The sequence below is a fragment of the Mycolicibacterium confluentis genome, assembly GCF_010729895.1.
Lineage (GTDB): Bacteria > Actinomycetota > Actinomycetes > Mycobacteriales > Mycobacteriaceae > Mycobacterium > Mycobacterium confluentis.
The window spans coordinates 5,227,984-5,243,778 of record NZ_AP022612.1 but is presented as its reverse complement, the minus strand read 5'-3'; the positions used below and the strand labels follow the sequence as shown (position 1 = coordinate 5,243,778).

Genomic DNA, 15,795 nt, shown 5'->3' with positions numbered 1-15,795 from the left:
ACGGCCTGGCATTTCGCGCGTATGCGATGTGTCAGGCCGGCGCCAACCAGGAAAGCTCTCCACGAGATGACTGACAAAGACGCCGCCTTCGAAGCGACGTTCGCCGAGTACCTACGTGAGGTCCAGGTCGACACCGTGGGTCGGGAGAACCGGCGCGAGCTTCCCCGACGGCAGATCCGCGACCTGCTGGGGATCGGGTTTGGAACACTTCGGCTTCTGCAGGAGTGGGGTGGCTTAGGGTGGGATCTCGCCCGGACCTTCGGCGCCGTCATCGACCTCGCCGCTGCCGACCCGCACATCGCACATGCCTTCCGCGGTCACTTCAACTTCATCGAGGATTCCCGAGTCGCTGCGCCGCACCATCATCCTGAACTCATCGCGGCACTGGCCAGTGGAGACTTCGTGGGCACGGCCTACTCCGAGCGCGCGCTCACTCCGGCGCAACAGGCATCAGTTGTGCAGCGCGGCAACACGCTCTATCTGAGTGGCGTCAAGTACTACAGCACGGGCAGTCTGTATGCCGATTGGATCGTCACCGCCGGATGCGACCGAGACACCGGACAACAGCTCAATGTGATCGTCAACGCCCACGATCCCGGTGTGGACATCATCGACGACTGGGATGGGTTCGGGCAGAAGCTGACCGGCAGCGGCACCACCCGATTCACCGACGTTCCCGTGGCGTTCCGCAACCATGTCGGTGACGAGAGCGAGTTGGCGCCGGATCACGCGTTCCAGACGGCGTTCCTGCAGCTGTACCTGTTGGCGGCCGTCGCGGGCATCAGCGCTTCGGTCGTGCGCGACGCCGTCGCCTACGTTCAACCGCGCCAGCGGACCTTCGGAGTCGGGGCGGTTGCCGAGCCGAGGCGGAATCCCCTGGTCCAGGAGACCGTCGGGGAACTGCACGGGATTGCGCTGTCGGTGCGGTCGATCATCCTCGAAGAGGCGCGACAGCTTGATGCGGTGCAGGCATTGCTGCGCGACTCCGGTGTGGACGGCGAGCGGAAGTTGCGCGCCGCGCAGCACTCCCTGGTTCGGGTCTACTCGATCCAGTCGCTCGTTCTCGATCTCGCCCTGCGTGGCGCGACCCGACTGTTCGACGTGGGGGGAGCCTCCGCCACGAGTGTGGAACTGGCACTGGACCGTCATTGGCGGAACATTCGTACGATCGGCACGCACAATCCGGCGGATCAACGACTCCAACAGGTCGGCAACCATCTGCTCAACGACGTGACGCTGTCACCGCTGGGGCGCCTCGGTCCGACTGAGATCGGGCTTGTCACAGTGCCTTCGGTGCAACCCACGCTGCGGGAGACCGCACGATGAGCCGGAGATCCGAGGATGAGAAGCTCCACCTGAACGTCAACATCCTTCCGTCGGGTTCACACCCGGCGGCATGGAGATCGCCGACCGGTCGACCGCACGGGTTCATCGACATCGCCCTGTACCAGGAGATCGGGCGGATAGCCGAGCGCGGCAAGCTCGACGCAGTCTTCCTCGCCGACACCCTGGCCCTGCCGGTCGATTCGATCTGTGACGGACCCACCTGGTCGTTGGATCCGGTGGTCATCCTGTCGTCGATCGCCGCGGTCACCGAGCACGTCGGTCTGATCGGCAGCGCCAGCGCGACGTTCCTGCCGCCATGGACGCTGGCGAGGACGTTCCTGTCGCTCGATCACGCGTCCAGTGGTCGGGCCGGGTGGAATCTGGTCACCAGCAGCGATCCGACGTCCGCATTCAACTTCAGCGCGGATCCGCTGCCACCGAAAGCGCTGCGGTACGAACAGGCCGCCGAGTACGTCGAGATCGTCAAGGCCCTCTGGGATGGCTGGGCGGAGGACGCTCTCATCGCCGATGTCGAGTCGGGCGTCTTCGCGGACCCTGGGCGGATCGAGGCCCCGAACCACGCCGGTGCGCACTATGCGGTGGCGGGTGCACTTGCATTGCCACGCTCATCGCAGGGGCGACCGCTGCTAGTCCAGGCCGGCGGATCGCCAGAGGGCCGCGATCTCGCGGCCCGGCACGCCGACGCGCTGTTCAACGCGCAGCTCACTCTGGCTGGGGCGCAACGCTATTACTGCGACATCAAGAAGCGCGCCGAAGCACACGGTCGCCGCGGGGCCGACATCGCCGTGCTTCCGGGCGTTGAGATCACGGTCGGCGAGACCGCGGCCGAAGCGTGGGCACGCAAGAACGCGTTGGACGAGCTGATCCCACGGGATGTGCGGATCAGGCACTTCGCCGCCCATGTGGGGATACCGGCCGAGCGACTGCAGTGGGACGAACCAGTTCCCATCGAGTTCGACGATCTGCTGACGAGTTCGAACATGTTCGGCTTCGTCTCGGCGGTCAACGACTTGAACGTCGAGGAACGTCCAGCGGTGGGCGAGCTCATCCGTCGTGGCGGTGCGGGCCATCGGACGCTGATCGGGTCGCCCACCGAGGTCGCGGACTCACTCGAGGAGTGGTTCGAGGAGCGCGGCGCCGACGGTTTCAACGTCAACATCGACGTCTTCCCCGACGGTCTGGAGCGGTTCGTCGCGTTGGCGGTGCCGGAACTGCAGCGTCGCGGCCTCTTCCGGCGCGAGTACGACGAGCCGACGCTGCGTCAGCGGTACGGCGTCGGCTAACCGGGAGGCCGCCACCGACAGTGATGGCGTTGGTCTTGGTGGCCAGGTGGCCACCCGCCACCGCAGGTCGGCCACGGCTCCGGGCTGTGCTGCAGCAGGGAGATTGAGCGCCCCCAGGTTGTGCGGCTCGACACCTAGAAGATCAACGGCGCGAGCACCGCGGCGCAGGACCGCAAGTCGGTGATGTGCTCCAACAGCGCCTCGACCCGGCTCGACGGGCCGGCTATGCACAGTGCCGCAGCGGCATCGCCGGCGGAGTCGTGAATCGGCACGGCCGCGCAGGCCAGTCCCGCTTCGAGTTGATCAACCTGCACGGCGAACTGCCGCTCCCGCACGGCCGCGAGTTCGATGTCGAGTGCGGCGAGATCGGTGACAGTCGCCGGTGCGATCCGGCGCAGCGGGGTGGCGGGAAGTCTGCTCTGCCAGGTTCTTTGGTCCGCGAGCAGCAGTCGGCCGGCAGATGAGGCATAGAGGTGGCGCACCAGGTCACGTTCGGCGCGGACCGGATGATCCGGGTCCGCGTCGACGATGCGCAGGGACCATTGCTGGAACGCCACCAAGTGCACTGCGAACCGCAATTCGGTGCGGATCTGGGCCAGTGTGTTGCGGGCGGAGGTGCCCAGGGTGGGCGCCGCTGCCGCTGCGATGAACCCGTCCAGACGCGCGCCCAGCCCGAAGCCCCGTAGATCGGAGGTTCTGACCAGGTACTCGTCTGCCACCAGCGCGTTCAAGAGCCGGTACGCCGTCGCAGGGGGCATGTGTAGGGCGCCGGCGATCTCTTTGGCCGTCACGCCGAGGCCGAGTCCGGCCACGGCTTCGAGTATCTGCAGGGAGTTCGACACGGTGGTCGGATGATGGCGGGTGGGATCGCGGCGGGCCGTCATCGGAACGTCACCGTGTTCAGAAGGTCGGTGCGCTGTGTCTCGTCGTATATGCCGACTGCTGCGAGGCGGGCGGGGGCGAACAGTCGGAGCGTGGCGGTGTAGAGCACTGCGAGTGTCAGCAGGACTGCGTAGACGGTGAGCACCAGCACGCCTTCACGGAGCACGGCGAACACCGTGGTGCCGGCCAACAGCACCAGCAGAGTTGACGTCACGGCACTCAGGGCTACGACGCCGGGCGTCGATTCTCCGATCCTTCGCAGCAGGGCGGGCGCTGCGAGACAGCCGGCGAGATAGCTGCCGAGGTAACCGCAGGCGCTGAGGGTCAGGAAGGCGCGCAGCGCCTGATCGGCTGGCGCGCCCAGAGCCAGGGTGACCATCGGGACCACGGTGACCACGGTCATTGCGATGGCGATCGCAGGCGTCGGTGTTTTCAGCCGGGGGTGGGTTCGGCCCAGCACCCTGGGCGCAACGCCCTCGCGCCCCATGCTGAACAGCACCCGCACGAGCGCATTGACCGAAGCGAGGGTGCACGCCAAGAACGATGCGGCAATGGCCAGATCCAAAATTGCCGACAGTGCGGCGGACCGTTCGGCGGCGACCAGCGCGACCAGCGGAGTCGAACTGTGGCGCACTGATTCTGACGTACTGGGCAGGGCGACGGCCAGTATCGTGACCGCGATCAGGTAGATGCCCGCGGTGGCGAACGGTGTCCAGCGCAGGGTCCGCGGCACCGATAGAAATGGTTGGCGGGCTTCGCCGCTGAGCGTGGTGGAACTCTCGAAGCCGACGAAGGCGCTGATCGCCACCACGGTGCCGATGACCAGGTTGTGCGGTCCGAGTTCCCAGTCGGAGGCGGCATTCTCGAAGTCCGATGACCGCAGCCTGGCCGCGATGAGGCCAAGGATCACCGCCAGCAGTGTCAGCGACACACACTCGATGAGCAGGGTTATTCGTGCAGACATCTGGATGCCGCGCAACATCACCAGGGTGGCGGCGCCCGCGCTCGCAGATCCCACCGCGACAATGACGAATGTCGTTGTAGACGAGGTCAATCCGACAGCGACGGCAATGTGCGACAGATAAGTCCCGACCGCGACGAGTCCGGCCATGGACACCGCGGCGTAACCGATGATGGCGGAGAAGCCGGTCGGCAGGGCGACGAGCGGCCCTAAGCCGCGGGCGACATAGGTGTAGAGGCCGCCGACGGCGGCCATACGCTCGGCCATCGGCCGAAGGCATGCCGATACCAGCACGATGACCAGTGCCGCGGCGCCGAAGGCGAGAATGGCGCCTGCTCCGCCCGCGGTCGCGATCACCAGGGCGGGAATGACTGCCGCCGCACCGGTCGGCGCGACCGCGGCGATCGACTGGGTGAACACGGCGATCAGCGGCAGCGTGCGGCGCGACAGCCCGCTGACCGGCGTGGTGGCTGCGACCAAGGGAGGTTTGCTGACCGGTGCGGGCATGAGGTGATGCTCGTCTCTCGACATTTCGGCAGCCCAACTCTGACGACGGGAGTACCGCCGATCCACCTCGGCGGGTTGCTCGGTCAGGCTCAGACCTAACTATTACGGGGTGATGGCCAAAATGTTTCGGGCACGTTAACGCGCCCGAGAAGTTTTTTGCCGGAAACTTCTCACTCCAGGTGCTCACGGGCTGTGTGCCGGATCACAGACGCGCCATACCTTGATTTCGTCACCCGCGGCCGAGGGCCGCCAGCGACGTACCAGGCCGTAAGGAGCCCCCATGTCGATCCAAGAACTCGAGCGGACCATGTCCGGATCCGCCCACCCCCTCGACCCCCTGACCGCAGAGGAGATCTCACGGGCGGTGGCGGTCCTCAAAGCCGGCCCGGCCGGCGCCGAGTCGTTCCGCTTCGTCCAGGTGGAACTGGAGGAGCCCGCCAAACAGCTTGTGCGGGAGAACCCCTCGGCCATTCGCCGTACCGCCTACGCTGTGCTGATCGACCGCGCAACCGGCGACTCGTTCACCGCGCACGTCGACCTGGCGTCGGAATCCGTGACGGAGTGGCAGTTGCGGCCGGCGGGATCGCAGCCACCGATCATGCTCGACGAGTTCGACGAGGTCGAGGTGAACTCCAAGCGCGACCCGCGGGTGGTGGCAGCCCTGGCCAGCCGCGGCCTCACCGACCTCGACTTGGTGTGCATCGAACCGTGGTCGGCGGGCTATTACGGCGTCGACGACCAGGACCGCCGCCTGATGCGGGCGCTGGTTTTCGCGCGCCAGGAACCGGACGACAGTCCCTACGCACATCCCGCCGAGGGCCTGATCGTCGTCTATGACCTGAACAACGGCGAGGTCATCGAAGTCGAGGACAACGGCTTCATCCCGGTCCCGCACGCCACCGGCAACTATCTGCCCAAGTACGTCGGACCAGCCCGCACCGACATCAAGCCGATCGAGATCAGCTCCCCGGAGGGCCGCTCGTTCCAGGTCGACGGCCAGCACGTGACCTGGGGTGACTGGAAGTTCCGGGTCGGATTCACCCCGCGCGAAGGACTGGTGCTGCACCAGATGACCTTTCACGACAAGGGACGCGACCGGTCGGTGCTCAACCGGGCATCGCTGGTCGAGATGGTGGTGCCCTACGGTGACCCGTCCCCGGTGCAGTACAAGAAGAACGCGTTCGACGCCGGCGAATACAACATCGGCGCCCTGGCGAACTCGCTGACGCTCGGCTGTGACTGCCTGGGCGAGATCCAGTACTTCGACGGGGTGGTCAGCGACAGCCACGGCAACCCGTTCACCATCAAGAACGCCGTCTGCATGCACGAAGAAGACGACTCGATCCAGTGGAAGCACTACGACTACCGCGAGGACACCGCCGAGGTGCGCCGCTCCCGCAAGCTGGTCATCTCGTTCATCGCCACCGTCGCCAATTACGAATACGGCTTCTACTGGCATCTCTACCTCGACGGCACCATCGAGTTCCTGGTCAAGGCGACCGGCATCCTGTCGACGGCCGGCCAGGAGGCCGGCACCAAATCGCTGTACGGGCAGACGCTGAACAACTCCGGGCTGTACGCACCCATCCACCAGCACATCTTCAATGTGCGCCTGGACTTCGAGTTGGACGGTCCGCGCAACGCGGCCTACGAGGTCGACACCGTGATCCCCGAGGACAATCCGACCGGTAGTTGCTTCTACACCGTGGACCGACTGCTGGAACGCGAACAGGACGCCGCCCGCCTGGCCGACGCGAGCAAGCACCGGTTCTGGAAGATCGTCAACCACGACAGCCGCAACATCGTGGATGAACCGGTGGCCTATCGGCTGCAGCCCACCGATGCGATCACCTTGTGCGCGACGCCCGATTCCTGGGTGCACAAGCGCGCCGGCTTCGCGACCAAGAACTTCTGGGTCACCGCCTTCGACGAGGCCGAGCGGTATCCGGCGGGGGACCCGAACCAGTCCCGGGGCGGCGATGGGCTGCCCGCCTACATCGCCGACAACCGCAGCATCGTCGATGAGGACCTCGTGGTCTGGTACACGTTCGGCATGCACCACGTGGTGCGTCTCGAAGACTGGCCGGTCATGCCGCGCCAGCACGTCGGGTTCATCCTGCAACCGCACGGCTTCTTCGACCAGAACCCGACACTGAATCTGCCTGTCCCGGAGAAGAAGACCGTCGGTGGACACTGCGGCTGCGAGGGCGACCAGTGACCGCTGACGAGAGCGTGGCACGGCCGCGCCCGGCCGGGCCCGCCACCGTGCACGCGGCGGGCGGAGTCGACTACGAGAACGTCGGCGACGAGTACATGCGTCGCCGCCAGCTCAAGCGTGGTTCCGCCGGGCCGGTGCTGCTGATCGGACTCGGCGTCGGCTACGTCGTCGCGGGCGACTATGCCGGCTGGAACTTCGGCATCGGGGAAGCCGGCTGGGGCGGCATGCTCATCGCCGTCGGCCTGATGGGCCTGATGTACACCACGATGTGCTTCGCGCTGGCGGAGATGGCATCCATCATCCCCACCGCCGGCGGCGGATACGGGTTCGCCCGTCGTGCCATGGGTCCATGGGGTGGATTCCTCACCGGGACAGCGGTTCTGCTCGAATTCGTGCTGGCACCGGCCGCGGTGGTGACCTTCATCGGCGCCTACGTGGAATCGTTATTCGGGATCAGCGGACCGTGGGTGTACGCGGTGTTCTACATCGCCTTCATCGGACTGCACCTCTACGGGGTGTCGCAGGTGCTCAAGCTGATGTTCGTCATCGCCATCGTGTCGGTGATCGGCCTGCTGGCGTTCTGCATCGGGATGGCACCGTTCTTCGATACCGCGAACCTCTTCGACATCGCTCCGACCGACGCCGCCGGCGCCAGCACCTTTCTGCCGTTCGGAGTGATCGGGATCTGGGCCGCTCTGCCGTATGCGATGTGGTTTTTCCTTGCCGTAGAGGGAGTTCCGCTCGCCTCGGAGGAGGCGCGCAACCCGGTGCGCGACGTCCCGAAGGGTCTCATCGGTGGGGTGCTGGTGCTACTCACCCTGGCCGCATTGCTGCTGACGCTCGGACCGGGCGGGTCGGGTGCGTCCACGATCAGTGGCAGCGACAACCCGCTGATCGACGCCATGGAGGCCAGTAGCGGTACCACCTGGCTGAGCCAGTTCGTCAATGTCATCGGCCTGGTGGGATTGGTGTCGAGTTTCTTCACCATCACCTACGCCTATTCGCGGCAGACGTTCGCCCTGTCGCGGGCCGGTTACCTGCCCAAGGTGCTGTCGTTGACCAACGGTCGCAAGACGCCGTTCCTGGCCCTGGTGGTGCCGGGTCTGATCGGCTTCGGTCTGTCGCTGACCGGCACCGGTGATCTGCTCATCCTCATCTCGGTATTCGGCGCAACGGTGTCCTACATCCTGATGATGTTGTCGCACATCATTCTCAGGGTCCGTGAGCCCAAGCTCGACCGGCCCTACCGGACACCGGGCGGTGTGGTCACCTCCGGTACCGCGTTGCTGCTGGCGGTCGCGGCGCTCACCGCCGGGTTCGTCGTCGAACCCTCGGTGGTGCTGTGGGCGGCACTGGCCTACGCGGTGATGATCGCCTACTTCGCGCTCTACAGCCGTCATCACCTGGTGGCGAGGGCACCCGAAGAGGAGTTTGCCGCACTGGAACAGGCCGAGCGGGAACTCGGGGTCTGACCTACATCACTGACCCTGTGGGGCAATGCGTTTCGAACAGGCATTGCCCCACAGGGGAACTCATCCTGGAAGGACCGAACGATATGGCGATCGCGAACCCGGTACGTCCGTCGGATGTCCCGACGAACCCTCAAATAGGCAGGCGCGCCGGACGATTCGTAGCGGCTCTGTCGGTCGCCTGCGTCCTGGGGCACATCCCGATGCTCGTCGGTCACTTCGAGCACCACCCCAAGGTGACGCTGGCGATGGCGGTGGTGGCTGCACTGTGTGTGCCATGCGTCGGAAAGTTGTGGCGGGCTCCGTGTCGGCAGGATGTGCTCGTGGCCGGCTGCTTGGCCACCGTCATGCTGGGCATCCACCTCTGCCTCATGCTGGCCATGGCCGGCAGTTCCGCGCCCGCGGGAGGCGGCGGCGAACACCACCACGGCTCATCGGCGATGGAACTGGCCGAGATGTCGCACGCGCCCGCCCATGGTGTGCAGTTCGACGGGTTCTTCTACGTGCCCACCGCCTTGGCCGCCGCGCAGATCCTGCTCTGCATCGGGATCGCCCTACGCGCGAGGCGGTGCTAGGGGCTGCCGCCGGCCAGGCGTGCGGCCACGGTGACGACGCGGGTGGCCATATGGTCCAGCGCGGCCAGCGTGGCGTCGTCGAGTTCGTTCTGGTTGTGCGGGCCGGTGACATGGCTGACCCCGTAGGGATTTCCGTCGGCGAACTTCAGGCCGTCGGTGTAGCCCGGCGGCACCAGCACGCCGCCGAAGTGCATCAACGAGGTGTACATCCCGATGAGCGTGGTCTCCTGACCGCCGTGCATCGTCTGGCTGGAGGTGAAACAGGCGTACACCTTGTCGGCCAGCTTGCCCTGCGCCCAGAGGCCGCCGAGTCTGTCCATGAAGGTCTGGAACGGCGCAGCCGTGCTGGAGAAGCGCGTGGGGGAACCGAAGATCACGGCGTCGGCCCAGACGATGTCGTCACCGGTCGCGGCGGGCAGATCCTTGGTCGCCTCGTAGTTCGCCGCCCACGCAGGGTTCTGCGCGAAGGTCTGGGGATCTCGGGTCTCGGCGATGTGCCGGACCCGGACTTCCGCGCCCGCGCGCTCACCCGCCGCGGCCAGACGCTCGGCCATCTTGGTGCCGTGCCCGGTCGCCGAGTAGTAGATCACTGCCAGTTTCGTCATCGCTGGACCTCCGGGGAGATGGTGCGTGCAGTCACCCCATGGTGCCCGCCACCGTGGTGCGGGGTCCGTGGATTGGGGGAGCGGAGCCGGCCGCGGCGTCCCGCTGAGCGGGCGAAAAGACGGCTCTCAGATCTCCCGACCAACCGGTGGGCTAGCCTGAATACATGCAGCTGGCACTGACTCCGGAGGAAGCCGCCTTCCGCGACGAACTCCGCACCATCTACACCACCAAGTTCCCCGCTGATCTGCGTGAACGCACCCGAAAGGGTGGTCACCTCAGCCGCGAGGACATCGTCACCAGCCACAAGCTCCTGCACGAGCACGGCCTGGCCGTACCGAACTGGCCGGTCGAATGGGGCGGCAAGGACTGGACGCCGACCCAGCACCAGATCTGGCTGGACGAGATGCAGCTGGCGTCGGTCCCCGAGCCTCTGACGTTCAACGCCAAGATGGTCGGACCGGTGATCGCCGAGTTCGGCTCGCAGGAGATCAAGGAGCGTTTCCTGCCACCGACGGCCGCCCTCGACATCTTCTGGTGCCAGGGGTTCTCTGAGCCCGAGGCCGGCTCGGACCTGGCGTCTCTGCGGACCACCGCGGTGCGCGACGGCGACAGCTACGTGGTCAACGGTCAGAAGACCTGGACCACGCTCGGTCAGTACGCCGATTGGATCTTCTGCCTGGTGCGCACCGACCCGAACGCACCCAAGCGTCAGGCCGGCATCTCGTTCCTGCTCATCGACCTGAATACGCCGGGCATCACCATGCGCCCGATCAAGCTGATCGACGGCAGCTACGAAGTCAACGAGGTTTTCTTCGAGGACGTCCGCGTCCCGGCCGATCAGCTTGTCGGGCAGGAGAACCAGGGCTGGACTTACGCCAAGTTCCTGCTGGGCAACGAGCGCACCGGCATCGCCCACATCGGCACCACCAAGGTGCGGCTGGCCGAGGTGAAGAAGCGCGCTGCCGCGTCCGGACTGCTCGAGGACCCGCTGTTCGCCGCGCGGATCGCCGAGACCGAAAACGACCTGCTGGCACTGGAACTCACCCAGATGCGGGTCGCGTCGGGCTCCAAGGACGGACAGCCCAACCCGGCCTCGTCGGTGCTGAAGCTGCGCGGCAGCCAACTGCAGCAGATCACCACCGAACTGCTGGTGGAGGTGGCCGGCCCCGACGCATTGCCCTTCGAGGCGGGTGACGCCGTGGCCTCGCCGGATTGGGCCCAGGGCAGCGCGCCGCACTACCTCAACTACCGCAAGACATCGATCTACGGCGGCAGTAATGAGGTGCAGCGCACCATCATCGCTTCGACCATCCTCGGACTGTGAGGTAGACCATGGACTTTCAACTCAGCGATGAGCAGGAACTGCTGCGCGACACCACCCGAGACCTGCTGGCCCGCAGCTACGACGCGGAGAGCCGCAACAAGGTCATCGCCAGCGACCTCGGCTGGAGCCGAGACGTGTGGAGCCAGTTGGCCGACACCGGGATCCTCGGCCTCGGTTTCGATCCGGAGGAGTCCGGCCAGATCGAAATCATGCTGGTGCTCACGGAATTCGGCCGGCGCCTGGCTCCCGAGCCACTGTTGCACGCCGCGTTGGCTCCCGGTTCGGTGATCGTCGACCAGGGTTCTGATGAGCAGAAGCAGCTTCTGGACGAGGTGGCCGAGGGCCGCCTGCTGCTGGCGTTCGCGCACACCGAACCCGGTATGCGGCTTCCCACTGCCGGCGTCACGACCACCGCCGAGCGCGACGGCGATGCCTGGGTGATCAGCGGCCGGAAGAACCCGGTGCTGGCCGGCGACACCGCCGACACCCTGGTGGTCACCGCAGCGCTGCCCGACGGCGGCACGGGACTGTTCCTGGTACACGGTGACGCGGTCACCAAGACCGGATTCCAGACCTTCGACGGTCAGCGCGGCGCGCAGATCGACCTGGACAGCGCACCCGCGACACCGCTGGGCGATGCGGTGGACGCCACGGCCGTCATCGAGCGGGCACTCGTCCGCATCCAGTCGGCGCTGTGCGCTGAGGCGCTGGGCGCGATGGAGGAGTCGCTGCGACTGACAAGCGACTACCTGAAGAGCCGCAAGCAGTTCGGCGTCACGCTCAACACGTTCCAGACGCTGACGCAGCGTGCCGCGGACATGTACGTCTCGCTCGAGTTGGCCCGCAGCATGAACCTCTACGCCGCGATGTCGATCGCCGATGGCACCCTGGACCCGACGATCGCTGCCCGTGCCAAGCTGCAGGTCGCGCGCTCGGGACGGCACATCAGCCAGGAGTCCATCCAGTTGCACGGCGGGATCGGCATCACCGCCGAGTACCCGGTGGCGCACTACGCGGCGCGACTCACTGCGATCGACCACACGCTGGGTTCGGCACAGGACCAGCTGCATGTCCTGATCGATCAGATCAGCGACTACGAGATCGCCATGCTGTGAGCAGACGCTCCTGAGCTGAGCGTCGTCGAAGACCTCCGGGTGACCGCGAGCCGGTGAGGCCGCTTCCGCCCGGAGGTCTTCGTCGTCTCACGGGGTCAGGGTTCGATCACCAGCCGGCGGATGAGGCCGCCGACGAGGGTGAACCGGTGGTGCAGCTCGGCCACACCGCCGGGGAAGTCACCGTCGAGGCGCTGGAGTACGTCGACGTTCGATGCGTCGGGCATGGTGGCGCTGATGCACGTTGTGGTGTAGGTGAATTCGCTGCCCGCTGAGCTGAGCCAGTCGGCGATGGCTGAGCGTCCGCGCACCGTCCTGCCCTCATCGGTCACCTCGGCGTCGGCGGCGAAGGTGGTGAGGGCGGTGGCCGCATCCCGATCCCGGAGTGCCCGCAGACAGGTGGTGACCGCGGCGGGCAGCTCATCCCAGGTGACGGTGGAGTTCTCGTGTCGCAGTGTCATGCCGTCAGCGTGCGGTGTCCCGCAGCGGGAGAGTCAACCCCTGCTCATCCTGACGACTGTCCATCACGGCAACGTCGAGCGGTCGCATCGGTACGTGCGCACGCGGCCCGGTGTGTCGCGTACAAACCCGCCCGCCCGCTGGGGAGAGGGATGCTGCGCGCGGGACGGGGGATGCTGCGCTGGGGAGAGGGGATGCTGTACGTGCGTACAGCAGATCGGGTATGGTCGCCCGGACAGACCGCGGAGGACACGCATGAGCGAGTTGTACTACGACCCCTGGGACTTCGAGATCGACCTCGACCCCTACCCGACGTATCGCCGGATCCGTGACGAGTCCCCGGTGTTCTACAACGAGAAGCACAACTTCTGGGGGGTCAGCCGCTACGCCGACGTCGACGCGGGCCTCAAGGACACCGCGCGCCTGAGTTCCGCCAAGGGCGACATCCTCGAAGTGGTGCTCACCGACCCGGTCATCCCGCCCGGCGTGTTCATCAACGAGGATCCCCCTCTGCACACGATTCACCGCGCGATCGTCGCACGTGCGTTCACCCCGAAGAAGATGCGCGCGATCGAGGACAAGGTGCGCGCGTTCTGCACCGCGTGCCTCGATCCGCTGGTCGGCGGAGAACGTTTCGACTTCGTGCAGGACCTCGGTGCCGAACTCCCGATGCGGACCATCGGGATGCTCGCCGGCATCCCGGACTCCGAACAGCCCGCGGTGCGCGCGCACGCCCATGCGTCGCTGCGCAATGAGGCCGGGAAGCCCATGAACATCGACAAGGACCACTACTTCACCGGAGAGATGTTCGGCGAGTGCATCGAGTGGCGGGAGAAGAACCCGTCCGATGACCTGATCACCGAGCTGCTGAACGTCGAGTTCGAGGACGAGACCGGGACCACCCGCAAGCTGACCAAGCAGGAGCTGATCATCTTCCTGGCCGTCGTCGCCGGCGCTGGTGTCGAGACCACCGGCCGACTGTTCGGGTGGATGGGCAAGGTGTTGTCCGAAAACCCCGACCAGCGTAAGGAACTCGTCGAGGATCACTCCTTGGTTCCCGGCGCGATCGACGAGCTGCTGCGCTTCGAACCTCCGGGTCCGCACGTCGCGCGCTACGTGACCGCGGCCGATGTCGCGTTCCAGGACCAGGTCATACCGGCCAACAGTGCGGTGCTGCTCATGTTGGCCTCGGCCAACCGTGACGAGCGGCATTTCGAGGATCCCGACCGGTTCGACATCCGCCGCAGGCCGGGTGGTCACCTCACGTTCGGCCGCGGTGCCCACTTCTGCGTCGGCGCCCCGCTGGCCCGCCTGGAGGGCCGCGTGGCGCTCGAAGAGGTGCTCAAACGGTTCCCCGAGTGGACGGTCGACATGGACAACGCGCGACGCTCTCGCACGTCGACCGTGCGGGGCTGGGACTCGATGCCCGCCGTCGTCGGCTGAGGATATGGACGGTCCGGCTGTCAGGTCGGCGGCACCTCATCCCATCCTCGCAACAACAACAAGGTGGCAAGTCGTTGCGACCGTGACTGTAGACAGCTTCCCACCAGCTGCTCGATCTTCTTCATACGGTGTCGAACCGTGTTCGGATGCAGATGGAGGATCGAAGCGGTCTCTCTGATGTCGCTGGCGCATTCGAGCCACACGCGCAGGGTGCTCGCGAGGGGTTGGGCCCCGGACTGGGCATCGTAGAGCCGCCGAAGTTCGTCGTGGTCGATGGACGCCACGGCCGCAGCCGCGCGTCGCAGTGCGACGGTGTCCCACACCTCTTCGTAGGCGCCGACGGGGTGGCCGAGGGCACACACTGCACCCAACGCCTCGGCAGCCTCCTGTCGAGCTGACGGCAGCCCGTGACTGCCTGATATCGGCCTGCTGGCCGCCATCGGGGCCGGAGCCGAGGTGCGAGCCAGATCAGCGAGCCAGGCCCAGCCACCTGGGCCTGGCCGGTCGGGGACCACTGCGAAGGTGACCCCGTCGACGTCGGCGAGGATCGGGTCTGGCCAGGACTTCTTACGGAAGTAGGAACGCCAGAGCGACACGTCGTCATAGCCGGTGGACGCGGAAAGGCTCTGCAGCGCAACGACTCTGCAACGGTGGAAGGGCATCCCCCAACCGCTGGTCGCGGCGTCGCAGTCGCCGCGCAGCGCCGCGCGGGTGCTTTCGATTGAATAGCGGCCAGCCAGGTCGATGCTGGCGTTCAGCTGTACCAGGCTCATGGCGGCGGCCGATGCAGTGGCCGTCAACTGGGCCTCCAGTTGAGGATCCAGACGACCGTCCCAGATGGCCCAAATGGACCCGACAGTCTGGCCGCCCACGCGGAGCGGAATCACCAGGCGTTGGAGAAACCCTGGCTCCATGGCGGGAACGATGAATGGGCGGACATCACGCACCAACCGTTTGAGGACCCCGGTCGCACGCAGCCGCCGAAGGACCTCTGCGGGAACCGCACGACTCATGATTGTCGAAGTGCGCGTACTGTCTGCGCCATCGGTGGTGGCCGAATAGGCGACCACCCGACTGTGTGCGTCCTCAATGGTCACGGGCGCGCCGAGCATTGCGGCGAACGCGTCGGCCATAGCGAAAAGCCCTTGTTGTGCCGCCGATTCCGGCCCGACGACCACTTCTGCGCGATCCATCAGGCTGCGCACCAACCACACCAGATGTGACCATCCCACCTGCGGACCGAGTTCGGCCAGGGTCACTCCGAGTTCGCCGCACCGGTCCGACGTGGCAGTCGCCGCAAGTTGTCGTACCACCACAACACTGGCGCCTGAGGCGCCCGCGAGCGCAACCGCGTTCTCCTGCTGTTCGAAGTCCGTCGCACCGGCTGCGGCGATCAGACACCCCTGTGGGGGTCGCTCGGTCTCGCCATAGAAGTGAACCGATGAAACCGAGGTTCCGGTGCCCTGTACCACCACCGACAGCATCCCAGCTGCCACAAGTTCGCTGAGTTCGATCGCCGTGGCCACGACAGCGATTGTATTAGCTGCACTACGATGGCCCGAACTGTTGTCCATCTGGGACAACCGGTGTCGAAGCCTTGGGCTCGAAT

13 protein-coding genes are annotated in these 15,795 nt (G+C 66.2%); 8 read left to right on the top strand and 5 right to left on the bottom strand.

All coding sequences use genetic code 11. The annotated features are described in order from the left end of the window. Positions 1-66: 66 nt before the first annotated feature. Positions 67-1,326: an acyl-CoA dehydrogenase family protein gene (locus G6N34_RS24630; protein ID WP_163645504.1), complete on the top strand. Its 1,260-nt coding sequence runs from the start codon at positions 67-69 to the stop codon at positions 1,324-1,326. Further along, positions 1,323-2,630: an NtaA/DmoA family FMN-dependent monooxygenase gene (locus G6N34_RS24625; protein WP_085152119.1), complete on the top strand. Its 1,308-nt coding sequence runs from the start codon at positions 1,323-1,325 to the stop codon at positions 2,628-2,630. The genes G6N34_RS24630 and G6N34_RS24625 overlap by 4 nt, the downstream gene beginning before the upstream one ends. A 134-nt stretch (positions 2,631-2,764) precedes the next feature. On the opposite strand, the gene G6N34_RS24620 is transcribed toward G6N34_RS24625, so the two are convergent. Continuing rightward, a complete protein-coding gene (locus G6N34_RS24620) occupies positions 2,765-3,514 on the bottom strand; it encodes an IclR family transcriptional regulator (RefSeq protein ID WP_085152118.1) in 750 nt (249 codons plus the stop codon). Next, positions 3,511-4,980, bottom strand: coding sequence for an APC family permease (locus G6N34_RS24615; protein WP_085152117.1), 1,470 nt, complete (start codon positions 4,978-4,980; stop codon positions 3,511-3,513). The genes G6N34_RS24620 and G6N34_RS24615 overlap by 4 nt, the downstream gene beginning before the upstream one ends. A 280-nt stretch (positions 4,981-5,260) precedes the next feature. On the opposite strand from G6N34_RS24615, the gene G6N34_RS24610 reads away from it, so the two are divergent. From G6N34_RS24610 to G6N34_RS24600, 3 genes are all read left to right on the top strand, one after another. After that, positions 5,261-7,198 carry a primary-amine oxidase gene (locus tag G6N34_RS24610; RefSeq protein ID WP_085152116.1) on the top strand — a complete coding sequence of 646 codons (1,938 nt, stop codon included), beginning with the start codon at positions 5,261-5,263 and terminating at the stop codon, positions 7,196-7,198. Between the two features lie 95 nt (positions 7,199-7,293). After that, positions 7,294-8,670 carry an ethanolamine permease gene (gene eat / locus G6N34_RS24605; RefSeq protein ID WP_085152226.1) on the top strand — a complete coding sequence of 459 codons (1,377 nt, stop codon included), beginning with the start codon at positions 7,294-7,296 and terminating at the stop codon, positions 8,668-8,670. 83 nt (positions 8,671-8,753) lie between these two features. Continuing rightward, positions 8,754-9,242, top strand: a complete 489-nt coding sequence (locus G6N34_RS24600) for a hypothetical protein (RefSeq protein WP_163645502.1) — start codon at positions 8,754-8,756, stop codon at positions 9,240-9,242. On the opposite strand, the gene wrbA is transcribed toward G6N34_RS24600, so the two are convergent. After that, positions 9,239-9,847, bottom strand: coding sequence for an NAD(P)H:quinone oxidoreductase (wrbA, locus tag G6N34_RS24595; RefSeq protein WP_085152114.1), 609 nt, complete (start codon positions 9,845-9,847; stop codon positions 9,239-9,241). The genes G6N34_RS24600 and wrbA overlap by 4 nt on opposite strands. Positions 9,848-10,011: 164 nt before the next feature. On the opposite strand from wrbA, the gene G6N34_RS24590 reads away from it, so the two are divergent. Both G6N34_RS24590 and G6N34_RS24585 read left to right on the top strand, forming a co-directional pair. After that, positions 10,012-11,172 carry an acyl-CoA dehydrogenase family protein gene (locus G6N34_RS24590; protein WP_085152113.1) on the top strand — a complete coding sequence of 387 codons (1,161 nt, stop codon included), beginning with the start codon at positions 10,012-10,014 and terminating at the stop codon, positions 11,170-11,172. Positions 11,173-11,180: 8 nt separating this feature from the next. Then, a complete protein-coding gene (locus G6N34_RS24585) occupies positions 11,181-12,287 on the top strand; it encodes an acyl-CoA dehydrogenase family protein (protein WP_085152112.1) in 1,107 nt (368 codons plus the stop codon). A gap of 95 nt (positions 12,288-12,382) precedes the next feature. Here G6N34_RS24585 and G6N34_RS24580 read toward each other — a convergent pair whose 3' ends face one another. Then, positions 12,383-12,745: a nuclear transport factor 2 family protein gene (locus tag G6N34_RS24580; protein ID WP_085152111.1), complete on the bottom strand. Its 363-nt coding sequence runs from the start codon at positions 12,743-12,745 to the stop codon at positions 12,383-12,385. 253 nt (positions 12,746-12,998) lie between these two features. On the opposite strand from G6N34_RS24580, the gene G6N34_RS24575 reads away from it, so the two are divergent. Next, positions 12,999-14,186, top strand: a complete 1,188-nt coding sequence (locus G6N34_RS24575) for a cytochrome P450 (protein ID WP_085152110.1) — start codon at positions 12,999-13,001, stop codon at positions 14,184-14,186. Positions 14,187-14,206: 20 nt separating this feature from the next. Here the strand turns inward: G6N34_RS24575 and G6N34_RS24570 are convergent, their stop codons facing one another. Next, on the bottom strand, positions 14,207-15,712 hold the full coding sequence (locus G6N34_RS24570; RefSeq protein WP_163645500.1) for a PucR family transcriptional regulator: 1,506 nt from the start codon (positions 15,710-15,712) through the stop codon (positions 14,207-14,209). Between the last annotated feature and the right edge of the window lie 83 nt (positions 15,713-15,795).